The sequence below is a fragment of the Sphaerospermopsis torques-reginae ITEP-024 genome (assembly GCF_019598945.1).
Lineage (GTDB): Bacteria > Cyanobacteriota > Cyanobacteriia > Cyanobacteriales > Nostocaceae > Sphaerospermopsis.
The window spans coordinates 2,862,844-2,878,248 of the sequence record NZ_CP080598.1 but is presented as its reverse complement, the minus strand read 5'-3'; the positions used below and the strand labels follow the sequence as shown (position 1 = coordinate 2,878,248).

The 15,405-nt window shown below is 38.3% G+C and carries 12 protein-coding genes; 2 read left to right on the top strand and 10 right to left on the bottom strand.

Features of this window, described 5'->3' with window-relative positions; all coding sequences use genetic code 11:
* Positions 1–24: 24 nt before the first annotated feature.
* The 6 genes from K2F26_RS13440 to K2F26_RS13415 all read right to left on the bottom strand — a co-directional run bounded on the left by K2F26_RS13440 (position 25) and on the right by K2F26_RS13415 (position 8,062).
* A complete protein-coding gene (locus tag K2F26_RS13440) occupies positions 25–357 on the bottom strand; it encodes a P-II family nitrogen regulator (RefSeq protein ID WP_220608232.1) in 333 nt (110 codons plus the stop codon).
* Positions 358–475: 118 nt separating this feature from the next.
* A complete protein-coding gene (locus tag K2F26_RS13435) occupies positions 476–1,585 on the bottom strand; it encodes a sodium-dependent bicarbonate transport family permease (RefSeq protein ID WP_220611876.1) in 1,110 nt (369 codons plus the stop codon).
* An 875-nt stretch (positions 1,586–2,460) separates the two neighbouring features.
* On the bottom strand, positions 2,461–3,327 hold the full coding sequence (locus tag K2F26_RS13430; protein WP_220608231.1) for a nitrate ABC transporter ATP-binding protein: 867 nt from the start codon (positions 3,325–3,327) through the stop codon (positions 2,461–2,463).
* Positions 3,328–3,665: 338 nt separating this feature from the next.
* A complete protein-coding gene (locus K2F26_RS13425; protein WP_220608230.1) occupies positions 3,666–5,669 on the bottom strand; it encodes an ABC transporter ATP-binding/substrate-binding protein in 2,004 nt (667 codons plus the stop codon).
* Positions 5,670–5,801: 132 nt separating this feature from the next.
* The gene (gene ntrB, locus K2F26_RS13420) at positions 5,802–6,638 is read right to left on the bottom strand and encodes a nitrate ABC transporter permease (RefSeq protein WP_220608229.1); all 837 of its coding nucleotides are present in this window, start codon (positions 6,636–6,638) and stop codon (positions 5,802–5,804) included.
* 44 nt (positions 6,639–6,682) lie between these two features.
* Positions 6,683–8,062, bottom strand: coding sequence for a CmpA/NrtA family ABC transporter substrate-binding protein (locus K2F26_RS13415; RefSeq protein WP_220608228.1), 1,380 nt, complete (start codon positions 8,060–8,062; stop codon positions 6,683–6,685).
* Positions 8,063–8,636: 574 nt separating this feature from the next.
* Here K2F26_RS13415 and K2F26_RS13410 point away from each other — a divergent pair.
* Positions 8,637–9,929, top strand: a complete 1,293-nt coding sequence (locus tag K2F26_RS13410) for a recombinase family protein (RefSeq protein ID WP_220608227.1) — start codon at positions 8,637–8,639, stop codon at positions 9,927–9,929.
* 222 nt (positions 9,930–10,151) lie between these two features.
* On the opposite strand, the gene K2F26_RS13405 is transcribed toward K2F26_RS13410, so the two are convergent.
* From K2F26_RS13405 to K2F26_RS13390, 4 genes are all read right to left on the bottom strand, one after another.
* Positions 10,152–10,904 (bottom strand): amino acid ABC transporter ATP-binding protein, encoded by a 753-nt coding sequence (locus tag K2F26_RS13405; protein ID WP_302850022.1) that lies wholly within the window; start codon positions 10,902–10,904, stop codon positions 10,152–10,154.
* Positions 10,905–11,031: 127 nt separating this feature from the next.
* Positions 11,032–12,054: an amino acid ABC transporter permease gene (locus K2F26_RS13400; RefSeq protein WP_220608226.1), complete on the bottom strand. Its 1,023-nt coding sequence runs from the start codon at positions 12,052–12,054 to the stop codon at positions 11,032–11,034.
* 188 nt (positions 12,055–12,242) lie between these two features.
* A complete protein-coding gene (locus tag K2F26_RS13395) occupies positions 12,243–13,169 on the bottom strand; it encodes an amino acid ABC transporter permease (protein ID WP_220608225.1) in 927 nt (308 codons plus the stop codon).
* An 87-nt stretch (positions 13,170–13,256) separates the two neighbouring features.
* Positions 13,257–14,330 carry an amino acid ABC transporter substrate-binding protein gene (locus K2F26_RS13390; protein WP_220608224.1) on the bottom strand — a complete coding sequence of 358 codons (1,074 nt, stop codon included), beginning with the start codon at positions 14,328–14,330 and terminating at the stop codon, positions 13,257–13,259.
* 254 nt (positions 14,331–14,584) lie between these two features.
* On the opposite strand from K2F26_RS13390, the gene K2F26_RS13385 reads away from it, so the two are divergent.
* Positions 14,585–15,142 carry a hypothetical protein gene (locus tag K2F26_RS13385; RefSeq protein ID WP_194053360.1) on the top strand — a complete coding sequence of 186 codons (558 nt, stop codon included), beginning with the start codon at positions 14,585–14,587 and terminating at the stop codon, positions 15,140–15,142.
* Positions 15,143–15,405: the final 263 nt, after the last annotated feature.

The following is a 15,405-nucleotide window of genomic DNA, read 5'->3' as shown; positions in this document are numbered from 1 at the left end:
TTTTAAAGTCTGCGTCGTTTCCACTCAACAGCCGTCTGGTCCACAGAAATGTCTTCCGTACAGTACCTCTGCTTCACAGATATAGATAATGCCCGCATAATCGGTAAAAAATGTAATTGCGACCTTATCTGCGATATTCTCCGCCATCTCCCGTGTTTCGGTGAGTACCTCGAACTTCACATTAGAATCAGTGTCAGCAGTGTTGGGTTTACCTGTAGAGCGCACGTTGCGACTACCTTTACCACCAGTATCCACCACTGTATAACCAGTCGCTCCGCATTCTTCAATGATCTTGGCGACCTTTTTGATCAGCACCTTTTCGGTGACGATGACGAGCTTGTTGGCTTTCTTGGACATATTGCTTACCTCTTTACCTACGTAACTTGATATTATATATTTTTGTCATGCAAACCCAATACTGAGTTGCTTAGTCTGCCGGTTCAAGTAGCACCAACAGACTATAAACCGTCTAGGATTAGCCGCCGATCGCCTGGGCAAGCCCGACAAAGAAAGGTATACACAAGCCGATGGCAACGGGTGTACCGATGGCTGTGGACGCGCCTATGTATGCCGAGGGATTGGCTGAAGGGATACCGGCTCGCAATGTAGGAGGACCGGAGATATCGGAACTAGAGGAAGCGATAACAGCTAGAACCACAACACCACCCATGCTGAATCCCGCGACTTGGTGGGCAATCATACCTAAACCAAAGGCAATTAACCCATGTATAAATGGTGCTATCACACTATACACAACGTACCATTGAGCTACTTTACGCAGTTCACCAACCCTTGACCAAGCCTCCATACCCATAACCAACATCAAGATGGAGAGCAAGCCACGAAAGGCAGGATCGTAGAAGCTTTTATAGACACTTTCCGGCTGGGTAAACAGTCCCAAAGCCAGACCTAACAACATGGCTGACAAAGCAGGACCCCGGAGACTTTCCTCGATGATCGGCCATATCTTGACTTTATTCTCACCGGGATCTTGCTGTTGACTGAGATACTCCTGTCTGGTAGCGGGATAATCACCAGCCGCAACAGCCTGCTTGCTGAAAGACTCCTGCATAGCAGATTCGCCGGCTTCTTTCAGTTTCCTCTTGTTGAGGTAAATATTAGCTACCACAATGGCAGTTACAAGGGCGGGGATATCCATAAAGGGATAGAGTGCGCCAGTCCATGCTTCAAAGGGAATTTTTTGTTCTTCCAGTACCGTCAGACCAGCAGCCATTGTAGAACCACTCACTGCTCCAAACAAACCACCAGTGGCGATCGCATCAACGACTTTGACCTTTGGCAGTTTGGCTAAGGTATAGCGCGAGATGAATACAATCGTAATCCCTGTTACTACAGCAAAGATCATGGGTAACACCATCTCCGTCAGATTAGAATTACGGATCGCAATTCCACCGGTGAGACCGATTTTGGTCAGCAGCATGAAGACGATGATCGTACAAATTGCCTCTGGAATTACCAATTCACTACCCAAGGCAGCGATGATCATCCCCCCAATCAAAAAGGCCAGTGTTGGAGACTGCAACTGAGCAATAAAGTCCGTAATAAATAAGGACACAAAATCCACGAATACCTCCTTCTCCTCTAATGAAGAGCATTGAATCAATGAACTAAATGAGATTTAAAGAGCTAAAGAAAGTAAAAATCAGGCTCTTCACCCCTACAGCACAGGTTTTTACCGCAAACTGAAATTACAAGCATTTAGCCACAGCAAAAAAAACTATTTTCAACCGCCAAAAACTTTGTTGCTAATAATGCAACTATAATTATTTGGTAATAATAACCTTTGGTAACAATTAGAAATTTTGTCACCCAGTTTATCATTAGTTAAAAATATTAATGCTGGCTAATTTCTGTTGATGGAATTTCCAGAAGTTGGTCTGTCAAAATAAAAAGTAAAGAGTGTTTATTAACAGCCTTTCCAGTTTTATGTTGCGGTAGCTGATATGCTAATGTTGATATAAATATCTAATTTCAACATTTAAGTTTTATGAAAATTTGGTTGTCAAAATACATTTGTCAATGCTCCTCAAGTAGTGCTTAACTGTGTTCTAGGTACAAAAAACAGCAAGTGTAAAATATCTTGCTGATTTGTGATTATGTTTGACAATTTACATGAATTGTGAATTAAGGTTCTACTCAAGGAGTAATCTTTGTCACCCAGAAACACAATCATGCAGAACTATCTACCCAGTTTTATTTTTGCAGTTGAAACCGGGGATCAACTGTTTGATTACAAATAGCATACAGCCTTTAGGTCAAAAAAAATAACCCAAAGACATGAATTATAAAAAAAATATTATATACCTCATATAAGCAGAAGCTTATATGAAAGCCCAAAATTGGCTGTATTAGTCAATGTATAAATTATAATCTATGAAAACTATTATTTATTTAACAGGTAATAGGGAGTAGGCGAATGAGATTTCGCCTTTTACTATATTAACCTACATCATCATGGGCGAAGCGGTTAAACAGGAAGTCTAACGCATAGTTACGCAATTGATAGTATAGAGGATCTTCCATGATCAGGGCGCGATCGCGTGGTCTAGCAAATGGAATTTCCATCACTTCCCCGATTTTGGCATGAGGTCCATTAGTCATCATCACCAACTTATCAGCCAAAAACAGCGCCTCATCAATATCATGGGTGATCATCAACACCGTACAACGGTTTTCATTCCAAATTTTTAGCAACTCCTCCTGTAACTCTTCTTTGGTGATCGCGTCTAATGCTCCAAAAGGTTCATCTAAAATTAATACTTTGGGACGAATAGCCAAAGCACGGGCGATAGAAACACGCTGTCTCATCCCCCCGGACATTTGCATGGGTTTCTTCTCCATAGCATCAGACAGCCCCACCATAGCTAAATGTTCCCGAACAATAGCGCGTTTTTCTGCTTCTGGTTTAGTGGGGTAAACAGCATTTACAGCCAAGTAAATATTTTCAAACGCTGTGCGCCAGGGTAATAAAGCATAGTTTTGGAATACTACCATCCGATCTGGACCGGGTTTAACTATGGGTTGTCCTTCCAATAACACCCGGCCAGTGGTGGGAGTATTAAAACCAGACACCATATTTAATAAAGTCGACTTACCACAACCAGAGTGACCGATGACACAAATAAACTCACCTTGATCAACTTCTAAATTGACTCCATCCAGAACTGTAAAGGGTCCTTTTTTCGTGGGGTAGGTTTTGGTGACATCTTGAATTTGTAAAAATGGCTGACGGTTACGGGTTTTAGGAGATGCTTGCATTTGAGTTTTAGGAGATGAGTTGTTAAAAGTGAGAGTACGGTTTTGCATAGTTTTGGTAATGGGTAATTGGTAATGGGTAATTGGTAAAGTCTCAAAAACCAATTCAATTCCGTCTCGTTCCTAGTCTCAGACTGGGAACGCTATTAAGAGGCTCTGCCTCGCTCATTGATAGCCAATACTTTTCGGTTAAGCCCAAAACAACGAAATAACGTAGGTTGGGTTTACCGTGTGGAAACCCAACAAACCCTTGTAAATGTTGGGTTTCGTTCCTCAACCCAACCTACAAAAATCCTTAACCGAACAGTATTGCATTGATAGCTGTGTAAGGCAGAGCCTTACTGTATTCATTCCCATACAGAGTATGGGAACGAGAATAGCTTTTAGCTTTAAGCTGCTACCTTTCTGGGAGTATCAAGTACAACTTCCGCCACAGAAAAATCGCGTTTAATTTCTAAACTGCTCAGATAAGCAAAAGGATCATCAGCATTGAAAGGTTTACCATCAAATAATTGAATAGGTTGACGGGTGTAACTAATGTCTAAACCTAATTCCCTCGCTGCTGTACTAAACACACCCACACGACAAACTCTTTCTACAATTTCTACCCAGTTACGGGGGAAAGGAGTTTCACCCCATCTTGCTAATTGTGTCATAATCCAAGTTTGCTCAGTTCTACTAGGACGATTAATAGCAGATGAACCATAGAATTGATGATGGGCATATTCCCGCATGGGATGATCTAAATCGCAACTATTAGCATTGGGATCTTCGAGTTGAATAAAATCAATGTCAGTATTCACATATTCCCGATTTGCTAAGATGGATCTCACTTCCTGAACATTTTTAGGATCAGCACAATATTTACAGGCTTCTAACAATGCTTTGGTTAAAGCAATATGGGTATTTGGATAAGCATTTGCCCAGTCTTCTCTGACTCCTAAAACTTTAGCAGGATGTCCTAACCAAACTTCTAAATCTGTAGCAATTGTAAAACCTGAACCTTCAACGGCGGCGCGATAATTCCAAGGTTCTCCTACGCAATAACCGTCAATTGTTCCACCTTTTAAATCTACCACCATTTGGGCTGGAGGAATATTTTTCATTTCTACATCGACATCAGGATCAATTCCTCCTGCTGCTAACCAATAACGCAAAAGTAAATTGTGCATGGAAGCCGGATGTACTACTCCCATTCGGTGCATTTGTTCACGGGTTTTTAGGAGGTAGTTGTGGAAGTCAGAAAGACTATGTACACCCTGTTCATAAAACTTTTTCGCTAGGGTAATGGCGTTACCATTGCGAGTCATGGTTAAGGATGTGACAATCGGTAAAGGTTGGTTTTTATTACCTCCCAATGATAACCACATCGGCATTCCTGAAGGCATTTGGGCAGCATCTAAATAACCGCCGGTAATACCATCAACAACCCCGCGCCAGTTACTTTCTCTAACTAAGGAAACTTCATCTAAACCATGTTTAGTAAAGAAACCTTTTTCTTTAGCTACTGCTAGGGGAGCGCAAGCTGTAATAGGGAGAAAACCAATTTCTAAATTTACTTTTTCTAAACCGTGACGGGCGATCGCTGGGGTTTTTCTAGCACGTAATTTTTTAATTCTTTTCTGTTGGTTGAGGAAGTAAATCATTTCACTGCGTAAGGTGTAGTAACTCGGATGTTCTACAACTTGCATCCGTTTACGAGGACGGGGAATATCTACTTCTAAAATATCGCCAATTTTGGATTCTGGTCCGTTGGTTAACATGACGATTCTATCAGATAACAAAACCGCTTCATCTACGTCATGTGTCACCATTACGGCGGTAACTTGGTTTTCTTCACAAATTTGCATTAATTGTTCTTGCAAATTACCGCGAGTGAGTGCGTCTAATGCTCCAAAAGGTTCATCTAATAATAATAGTTTAGGACGAATTGCCAAGGCGCGGGCGATCGCCACCCGTTGTTTTTGTCCTCCTGATAACATTGCTGGTTGTTTATCAGCATGAGGACGTAAACCCACCATATCTATATGTCTTTCGACAATTTTTTTACGTTCCGCTTCTGGCATTCCATTTAACACAGAATTAACCGCCAAAGCAATATTTTCTCTGACTGTGCGCCAAGGTAAGAGAGAATAGTTTTGAAATACCACCATTCTATCTGGACCAGGTTTTTTAATTCTTTGACCTTCCAGAGTTACTAAACCTTCTGTGGGCAAATCTAAACCAGCAATCATATTTAAAAGGGTTGATTTTCCACAACCAGAGTGACCGATTAATGAAATAAATTCACCCTTTTTAATTTCTAAATTAATGCCTTTAAGAGCGATATATTGACCGCCGCCGGTTAATTCAAAGACCTTATCAATTTGATCTACAGCAACAAATACTGACATAGTTTTGGTAATGGGTAATGGGTAATTGGTAATTGGTAATTGGTAATTGGTAATTGGTAATAGATAATTAACAATTACCTAATTTATTTGCTGAACGCTGACTGCTTATAGCTGACTGCTGATAGCTAAAAATTATTTTTGTTCTGGTAAAATGCGGTTTTGTAACCATGCCATGAATTTATCAAGCAATAAACCGACAACACCGATATAAACTAGCGCCAAAATAACTTCACTGACGTTGTTATTTTGATAAGCGTCCCAGATAAAGAACCCGATACCAACAATACCGGACATGACGATTTCTGCCGCAATAATTGCTAACCAAGCCAAACCGATGGCAATTCTTAAACCTGTGAAAATGTAAGGTAAAGCCGCAGGAATTAAGATGTTAATAAAGTATTCTTTTTGAGAAAGTTGCAGAACTTTAGCAACGTTATTGTAATCATTGGGAATTTCTTTCACACCTACTGCTGTGTTAATCAAAATTGGCCAAATTGAAGTGATGAAAATTACGAATAATGCGGCTGGTTCATTTTGTCTTAAAGCCGCCAAAGAAATAGGAACCCAAGCTAAAGGCGGTACTGTTCTTAATAGTTGGAACAGGGGATCTAAAGCCTTAGACATGGTTTTGTTAATACCAATTAACACCCCTAAAGCAATACCCACAACAGCAGCTAAAGTGTAACTGATAGCTACCCGTTGCAAACTAGCTAAAATTTGCCAGAATAGTCCTTTATCAATACCACCTTTGTCATAAAAAGGGTAAATGATCAAAATCCAAGTATCTTGAATAACTTGAATAGGTCCGGGTAAAGTTGCACCGGGAGTCCAGGCGAATAATTGCCAAGCTCCAAGAAATACAGCAAGGGCGATCGCTGGTGGTATCAGTTCAGGAAATTGCTTTTGTAAATTGGATATAAAATTGTTATCCAGCTTGGAACTTGCAGGGCGTTTTTGGGCTATTGTCATGGGATGTTATCTCCTAAAATTGGCTGATGATTAATGATAAATAACTAAGCACTAACTTTCTTAATTGTCAAACTCTTGATGTATGCTTCTGGATCTTCAGGATCGAATTTTACACCATCAAAGAATGTTTCTACACCACGAGAGGTAGTGGTAGGAATATCCGCAGTAAAACCAGCTTCTTTTGCTGCTTCTTTCCAAATATCTTCCCGGTTAACTTTATCAATTAAAGCTTTAGCTTTTGCCCCTTTATTAGCAATGTAATCTTTTGGTAAAAAGCCCCATCTCACGCTTTCAGTGATAAACCATAAATCATGACTCTTGTAGGGATAAGAAACACTACCTTTACCATCTTTCCAGTACAAAGCAGCCATAGTTTTATCATCAATCTTACGACCATCTCCCATGTTATAAGTACCCATGAATGGGTCAATTAAAATCTCTACAGGTAAGTTGAAATAATTTCTTCCTGATAAGATATCCGCTGCTTCTTTCCGGTTATCAAAATTATCTAACCATTGTTGTGCTTCCATGATGCCTTTTAATAAGGCTTTTGTTGCTTTTGGATGTTGATCAACCCAGTCTGCACGCATGGCAAAATATTCTTCGGGGTGATCTTTCCAAATTTCTGCGGTTAATGCAGCCATGAAACCAATTTTGTCTTTAACAATTCTATAAGGCCAAGGATCTCCGGTACTGAAAGCATCCATTGTTCCTGTTTTCATGTTGGCTACAGTTTGCGCTGCGGGAACTGTTAATAATTTAATATCTGTATCTGGGTTAATACCACCAGCAGCTAACCAATAACGAATCCAAAAATCTTGGTTAACTCCAGGAAATGTTTGCGCTGCGGTAAATGGTGTAGGGGATGATTTTAATTGAGCAAATAAAGATTTAGCTCCTGCAAGTTGCAAAGTTACACCTTTACCTGCGTGTTTGTTAGCAATGGCAATACCATTACCATGTGTGATTAATTGACATAAAACATACATGGGAATAGGTTTATTACCTTTAGTAATTTTACCTTCGGTAATTAAATGTGGCATGGGCATTTGCCATTGTCCACCATCAATCCCACCACCAGCAGAACCAATTTCTATGTTATCTCTGGCCGAACCCCAAGAAGCTTGTTTAGAAACCTCTACATCGGTCATACCATATTTAGCAAAGAAGCCTTTTTCTTTGGCAATAATTAATGGTGCAGATTCTACAATGGGAATATAACCAAGTTTAACTTTTGTAGTTTCTGGTTGTTGTTCCGCACTAATATTAGCTACTGGTTGAGCAGTATTAGTTGTATTCGTACCGCCTGTGTTACCTGCTTCGGGAGGGTTGCCTAGACAGCCTTTCAGGAAAACTGCACCTGCGGAAGCTCCAGCAGTAACGATAAATTTACGGCGAGAAATTTGATTCAAAAAGTCAGACATAAAATACATCTCCTGGTTTTGCAAATTTATTTTTTAGACATGAAAATTCGGGCAAGATAAAATTTACATCTTGCGGCTATCGTCAAATATATACAGTTAGGTCAAGTAGTCATTTTCGGACGGAAAATGGCTAACTCAACTATGGGAACAAAGTTTGATTACTTTCGGTCTTTGGTTGAAACGGATGACTCAATTCCAACCATTGAGAATTAGTTTACAGGTTTTTTTAAGGAATGCAACTACCTGGAAAGCCAAATCTTAAATAAATATTAGATTGGACATATAAGTAAAAATTTATAATTTTCCGTAAATCAGTTGAAAAGTTCCTAATATATATCTTGAGACTGATGATTATGATTAGTTTTGTTCTATCAAATCCGTAGGTGTTGGTTTATTTAATTACACTAAAAGGGCATGAAATAAATAATTTTGATATTGTCTATAAGATTAAATCTGCAATCATAGATGAATCTTATTTGGTGATTGGTGATTGGGGAAACAGGAAATATTTATCTTTCTCCTGACTCCTGACTCCTGACTGTTGATAACTAATAACTGATATAAATGAACACTAATGAAAATTATTGCTTATAGCTATACTCACCCACTATTGGAAACTACTCCCGATGAAGCTAGTTGGGGTTGGGAAGTAGATCACATATATCAAGATTTGGGAGAGCGATCGCAACTACAACAATTAATAAGTGACTGTGAAACAGAACCTGCAAATTATCTGTTGATTCGACGTTTAGAAGAATTAGGAGATACATTAACACAAGTGAGCGATCGCCTCAACCAATTAGAAGCTATGGGCGTAATAGTCATTGCTACTGAACAACAATATACATCCGCAGATGCTAAATTCCGTATTGATCTTTTCAACTTACTCCAAGAAATTCAGCGTCAACAACGTAGTCGCCGTATCCGTCAAGGACACGCTAAAAATCGTCTCGAAGCCTTACCACCACCAGGTAAAGTTCCCTATGGCTACCGTAGAAGTAAAGACAAATATATTATTGATCGCAGTACATCGCCCATAGTCAAAGATTTTTTTGACAACTTTTTACTTTATGGTTCTCTACGCGGTGCTGTTCGTTATCTCGCCAAAAAATACGCTAAAAAAATCTCTGTCACTACCGGCAGACGTTGGTTAACAAACCCCGTTTATCGTGGTGATACCGCTTATCAAAATGGAGAAATTATTTCTGATACTCACGTAGGTATCATTTCCAGAGAAGAAGCAGCGCAAGTTGACAGACTTTTACGCCGCAATAGTCGTTTACCATCTCGTACCGCTAGTGCGCCCCATTCTTTAGCGGGGTTGGTTATTTGCAGTCAATGTCAGTCTAGAATGATAGTCACTCGTGTTACCCAGCGTTATCAAAATCAAGAGTATTTATATTTACGCAATACCAAATGTCCTCAAAATCCTAAATGTCGTGCTATTCCTTATCCAGATGTTTTGGAAAAAACAATTGAAATTGTTTGTCGAGATTTACCTTTAGCAGTTGCAGGAATGAATTTTCCCCAATTAGATACTATTAAAAATAGTTTAAATCATAAAATTGCACATCAACAACAAATCCTGGAACAGTTACCCAAGTTGATAGAAACTGGAGTTTTAGATACAGAAACAGCTAAAATCAGAGCTTATAAACTTCGCACAGAAATTTCTCAACTTCAATCTCAATTAGCTATTCTCCCTCCTGTCAATTTGCGTGCTGTTGCTGAAGCAGTTTCTATTCCCCAATTTTGGTTAGATTTATCAGAAGTAGAAAGACGATTTTATTTAAGAGAATTTATCCGAGAAATAGAGATAATTCGTCAAGGAGAAAATTGGGATTTACAGGTAAATTTCATTTTTTAATTAGAGGATGTCTGAGAAGTATCAGGTTTTATCCAGATCCCCCCTTACCCACCTTAATAATGGGTAAAAATTAATCAAAGTCCCCCTTTTTAATGGGTAAAAATTAATCAAAGTCTCCCTTTTTCAGGGGTAAAAATTAATCAAAGTCCCCCTTTTTAAGGGGGATTTAGGGGGATCTACAAGTGTTTTATGCAATACGAAAAAGTTTTCAGCCAACCCTACCTAAAGAATTTGTGATAAAAACTTCCTTGTTCTTTCTTCCTTGGGTTCAGTAAAAAACACATCAGGAGTTGCTTCCTCAACTAAAAAACCACCATCCAAAAACACAACCCTATCAGCAACTTCTCGCGCAAAACCAACTTCATGAGTTACAACCACCATTGTCATCCCCTCACTAGCAAGGTTTCGCATTACATCTAAAACCTCTCTTACCATTTCCGGATCTAACGCAGAAGTCGGTTCATCAAACAACATAATTTTCGGTTGCATCGCTAACGCACGTGCAATAGCAACCCGTTGTTGTTGTCCCCCCGATAACTGTCCTGGATATTTATTTGCTTGGGCTAAAATTCCCACTCTTTCTAACAGTTGCATTGCTAATTCTTCCGCTTTTTGTTTTGGTAATTTACGTACCCAAATCGGCGCTAAAGTGATATTTTCTAAAACTGTTAAATGGGGAAACAAATTAAACTGTTGAAATACCATACCCGCTTCTTTGCGGATAGCTTCAATATTTTTTAAATCACTACTTAAAGTAATTCCATCAATAGTAATTTTTCCCTGTTGATATTCTTCCAAAGCGTTAAATGTTCTGATAAAAGTTGATTTTCCCGAACCGGAAGGACCCATTAAAACAACAACCTCACCCCTGTTGACTGTTAAACTCACTCCTTTGAGAACGTGAAATTTACCATACCACTTGTGAACATCTTCAGCGATAATAATTGGTTCTTTTATTATTTCTTGTGCTTTCATTTATTTGACCTCAATTGAATAATTTTTTATAGCTGTAGACAAGGGAATTATAACATTTAGTAAAACGATAACTTATACAATTAAAAGCTTTTAATACTGTCACCTATCAACTGTCACCTGTCACCTGTCACCTGTCACCTTGCTTTTCTAACCTGCGAGAAGCTAAAGACATTGAATAACAAAATACCCAATAAATTGCCCCAATAAATATATAAACTTCTGCATATCTCCCTAAAAATCGCGGTTGTGCTAAAATTGAACGAGCAATTCCTGTTAATTCCACCAATCCCACCAAAGATAACAATGAAGTATCTTTAAATAAACCTATAAACTGTCCCACAATTGCCGGAATTACAGCGCGTAAAGCTTGGGGCAATATAATTAATATTAACACTAAAACTGAATTTAATCCTAGTGCTTTTCCGGCTTCAAATTGTCCCCTGGGAATTGATTGTAAACCACCGCGTACATTTTCAGCCATATAAGCAGCACTAAATAGCACCAGTCCAGCAATTCCTCTAATTAAGCGATCTAAACGTAAATCATTTGGTAAAAATAAAGGTAACATAACTTGGGCAATAAACAAAATTCCTATTAATGGTAGTCCCCTAACGATTTCAATATAGAGAATAGAAAACCAGCGAATTATCAATAAATTACTGGTTCTTCCTAATGCTAATAATACTCCAATGGGAAAGGAAAGTACAATACTAACTATTGCCATTAATAAAGTTAATAATAAACCATTCCACAGATTTGTGGAAACAGATTTTAAACCAAAACCTCCTCCAATTAACCAGATATTAATAGCAAAAGATAATAACCATGCTGGTGCAAGCCAAGGTGTGATAAATTTAGAAAATCGGTTTTTGATGACATTTTGTTTTTTGGTAAATAAACTCCAAGTAATCACACTTAAAGTTGTAATGATTCCTAAAACTATCCACAAACGCCAATATAAGGTTTTGGGAAATCTCCCCACTAAAAATAAATGTAAATTTGCTTGAATAACTTGCCATTGTGCTTGAGTAAATACCCAAACTACTATTCCTTTAATTATCCAAAAGAGAAAGATTAAACAAAGAATAGTTAATACTGTATTATACCAGTTATTAAATAGATTTTTCTTTAACCAAGTTAATTTATTCATGGGTTATTGTTTATTTATTGTTGTTCTCTTTTCCATACTCTGTATGGGAATTAATTATAGAAGACTCTGGCTTCTATTAAACCATAGTCAGAGACTATGTGATAGCATTCCCCGTCTCAGACTGGGAACGAGATAACAATTGTCAATTGTCAATTGTCAATTGTCAATTGTCAATTATCAATTGATAACTATCTTTCTTTGATCTGAAATTTAAGATTGATTAAATTCATCATCAAGGAAATAATTAAACTAAGAGTGAGATAGGTAAGCATGATTAAAATCATTACTTCTACTGCTTTTCCTGTTTGGTTAAATGTGGTAGAAGCAACAAAATAAATATCTGGATAACCAATAGCGATCGCCAAACTAGAATTTTTAGTTAAATTCAAATACTGACTGGTAAGTGGGGGAATAATTACCCGCAAAGCTTGGGGAAAAATCACCAACCGCATTAAAAAAGTTGATTTTAACCCCAAAGATAAACCCGCTTCCCATTGTCCCTTAGCTACTGATTTTATCCCACCTCTGACAATTTCGGCAATAAACGCACCTGTGTAAAAAGTTAACCCTAATAGCAAAGTCAAAAATTCTGGAGTTAAGTTAAAACCCAGAACTTCTAAACCGTTTTGACTAAGATTAATGAAACCAAAAACAGAAATTTTATTTTCTAAATTTGGTAAACTCAGAAAAACTGCAAAATACCAAAATAACAACTGTAATAATAAGGGTGTGTTTCTAAAAATCTCCACATAAACTAAACTGATATTTCTCACTAACCAATTATCAGATAAACGCGCAATTCCCGCAGTTATTCCCACAATTGTTGTGAAGATAATTCCCAAAATTGCTACACGCAAGGAATTAATTAACCCAACCCATAAAGCACGCAGATAGGTATCAGTAGGATTATAGTTAATAGGAGTTTCACCAATATCAAAAGACGCTTGTTGCTGGAGAAAATCAAAACCAAATTGAATCCCTAACTGCTGTAAATTCCGGTTGACATTCAGCACTAGAATAGTAACTATAGCTATTGCTAAAATTACAGCTATAACTTGCGTCGCAACTTGCCAAAAACGAGCATCACGCCATATTGGGGGTTTGTCATTCGTCATTAGTTATTAGTCATTAGTTATTAATTGATTCTACCCAGTACCCAGTCCCCAGTCCCCAATCACCAATCACCAATCACCAATCACCAATCACCTAAATGGAGGAGAATAGAGTAAACCGCCTTTGGTGTAAAGTTGATTTTGACCACGGGGAAGATTGAGTTTGGTTTTTGTTCCTAAGTTGCGATCATAAATTTCGCCATAGTTACCAACGTGCTTAACTATTCTGGCTGCAAAATCATTACTTAAACCAATTCCTTCACCTAAATTTCCTTCTGTTCCTAAAAAACGCTTAATTTCTGGATCATTGCTATTAGCAAATTGTCCTATATTTTGAGAATTGATTCCTAATTCTTCGGCTTTCATTAAACTATAAACTACCCATTTGACTATATTATTCCATTGGGGATCACCTTGAGCAACTGCTGGTGCTAAAGGTTCTGAAGAAAGTAATTCATCGAGAATGATATTATCATCAGGTTTGGGTAAAGTCGTGCGTCGAGAAACCAAAGCTGAACGATCCGCAGTCACTCCATCACAACGCCCTTCTGCATAAGTCGCAAAAGTAATATTAATATCTTCAAAAACAACGGGTTTATAACTAATGCTTCGTTTTCGCATTTGATCCGCTAAATTTTGTTCGGTAGTTGTACCAGTTTGAGCGCAAATTGCTTTATCTTTTAAATCTGCTAAAGACTTGATACCGCTATTTTTGCGAACCATAATACCTTGACCATCGTAAAAAACCACCGGTGCAAAATTTAAACCCACTGAAGTGTCACGGCTTAAAGTCCAGCTAGTATTGCGGCTTAATAAATCTACTTCACCAGTTTGCAAAGCTGTAAATCTTTCTTTAGCATTTAAATTACGATATTCTACAGTATCAGGATTGTCAAACAAAGCCGCAGCTACAGCGCGACAAATATCCACATCAATCCCATTATATTGACCCTCAGTTCCCACAAAACTAAAACCCGGTAACTCACCACTAACACCACAAATTAGCTGGCCATTGGTTTTAACTTTACCAGCAATATTGCGAGTTACAGGTTGTACAGTGTTATTGGCTGTATTTTCCGTTGTACTTGAATCACCTTCACAACCAGCAACAGTAAAAATGAAAGGAGCGATCGCCAGCAAAAACGCATATTTTCGTATAATCATAAATTAAAGTAAATAAATTTGTTTACAGTAGATTGCATATCAATGAGGTACAAAATTTAAATTAAACCCTAGACAGAAAGAAAGTTTTACTTCTGACTCCTGGATCTCCTGAATCTCTTGACTCCTGACTCCTGCCATAATTAAGAATGTATTGGGTTTTATTTCCCAAAGAATAGAATACAGTAAATTCAATGCCCATAGCAGGTTAAACTAGGTGTGGTGACAGTCGCTCCACCGTTCCTTATGAGGCTTTTATGGGAGCTAATCTGAAACAAATAGCCAATTACTTAGATAACCTTGGCTGGGAATACCGCTTTGATGAAGCAGAAGACAGAATTATCACAGGTGTAGAAGCTGATCATCTAGACGATTTTCTCATAGTCGTGCAATTGGATGAAGACGGAAAATTTTTCCGAGTTTTTGCCCCTCAAGTTCTAGCAGGAGTCAAAGAACATCCTTATAAAGCTTCTATTCTCCAGACAATGCTGGCCATTTCTTGGGAAACCAAAATGCTGCAATGGGAATATGATCCCTCCGATGGCGAAATCCGTGCCATTATAGAATTTCCCCTAGAAGACTCCATACTCACCGAAAGACAATTTCACCGTTGCCTAAGCGGATTAATTCAAGTTGTTGATAGCATCGCCTTACCGCGACTCAAACAAGTGATGGTAACAGGTGAAGATCCAGGTAATATAGAACTAGGGGAAAGACTGTTACTCAGTATTCAGGAAGAAGCCCCAGGACTACTGGATCTATTAGAAAAAGCAATGGAAGCCAGGAAAAGGCGGGGAAGTTTCCCCAATGAGTGAAGCGGATCATTGCTGAAATAGCTATCACAGGCTTCGCCTTGAAGGTGAGCTAGTCCTAAGCTGGCGATTTTCTAGACAAAGCTATACTTATGTAGACAAAAATCAATTTCTCTTGAGTTAAAAAATCAACTATCTTGATATATAATCCTGGGATATCCAGTATTGAATTAAGACTATTGCCGACGCGAAAACCAAGCAATGATAGTGGTAGTCTTTTTGAAAATCTTAACTGCCCTTCGGGCGAGGCAAAAGGCAGGGGGCAG

Excerpts from the sequence above, each read along its gene's own strand:
- K2F26_RS13440 (WP_220608232.1), bottom strand. The coding sequence starts at position 357 with ATGTCCAAGAAAGCCAACAAGCTCGTCATCGTCACCGAAAAGGTGCTG.
- K2F26_RS13430 (WP_220608231.1), bottom strand. The coding sequence starts at position 3,327 with ATGCAAAACCGTACTCTCACTTTTAACAACTCATCTCCTAAAACTCAA.
- K2F26_RS13425 (WP_220608230.1), bottom strand. The coding sequence starts at position 5,669 with ATGTCAGTATTTGTTGCTGTAGATCAAATTGATAAGGTCTTTGAATTA.
- ntrB (WP_220608229.1), bottom strand. The coding sequence starts at position 6,638 with ATGACAATAGCCCAAAAACGCCCTGCAAGTTCCAAGCTGGATAACAAT.
- K2F26_RS13415 (WP_220608228.1), bottom strand. The coding sequence starts at position 8,062 with ATGTCTGACTTTTTGAATCAAATTTCTCGCCGTAAATTTATCGTTACT.
- K2F26_RS13410 (WP_220608227.1), top strand. The coding sequence starts at position 8,637 with ATGAAAATTATTGCTTATAGCTATACTCACCCACTATTGGAAACTACT.
- K2F26_RS13405 (WP_302850022.1), bottom strand. The coding sequence starts at position 10,904 with ATGAAAGCACAAGAAATAATAAAAGAACCAATTATTATCGCTGAAGAT.
- K2F26_RS13400 (WP_220608226.1), bottom strand. The coding sequence starts at position 12,054 with ATGAATAAATTAACTTGGTTAAAGAAAAATCTATTTAATAACTGGTAT.
- K2F26_RS13395 (WP_220608225.1), bottom strand. The coding sequence starts at position 13,169 with ATGACGAATGACAAACCCCCAATATGGCGTGATGCTCGTTTTTGGCAA.
- K2F26_RS13390 (WP_220608224.1), bottom strand. The coding sequence starts at position 14,330 with ATGATTATACGAAAATATGCGTTTTTGCTGGCGATCGCTCCTTTCATT.
- K2F26_RS13385 (WP_194053360.1), top strand. The coding sequence starts at position 14,585 with ATGGGAGCTAATCTGAAACAAATAGCCAATTACTTAGATAACCTTGGC.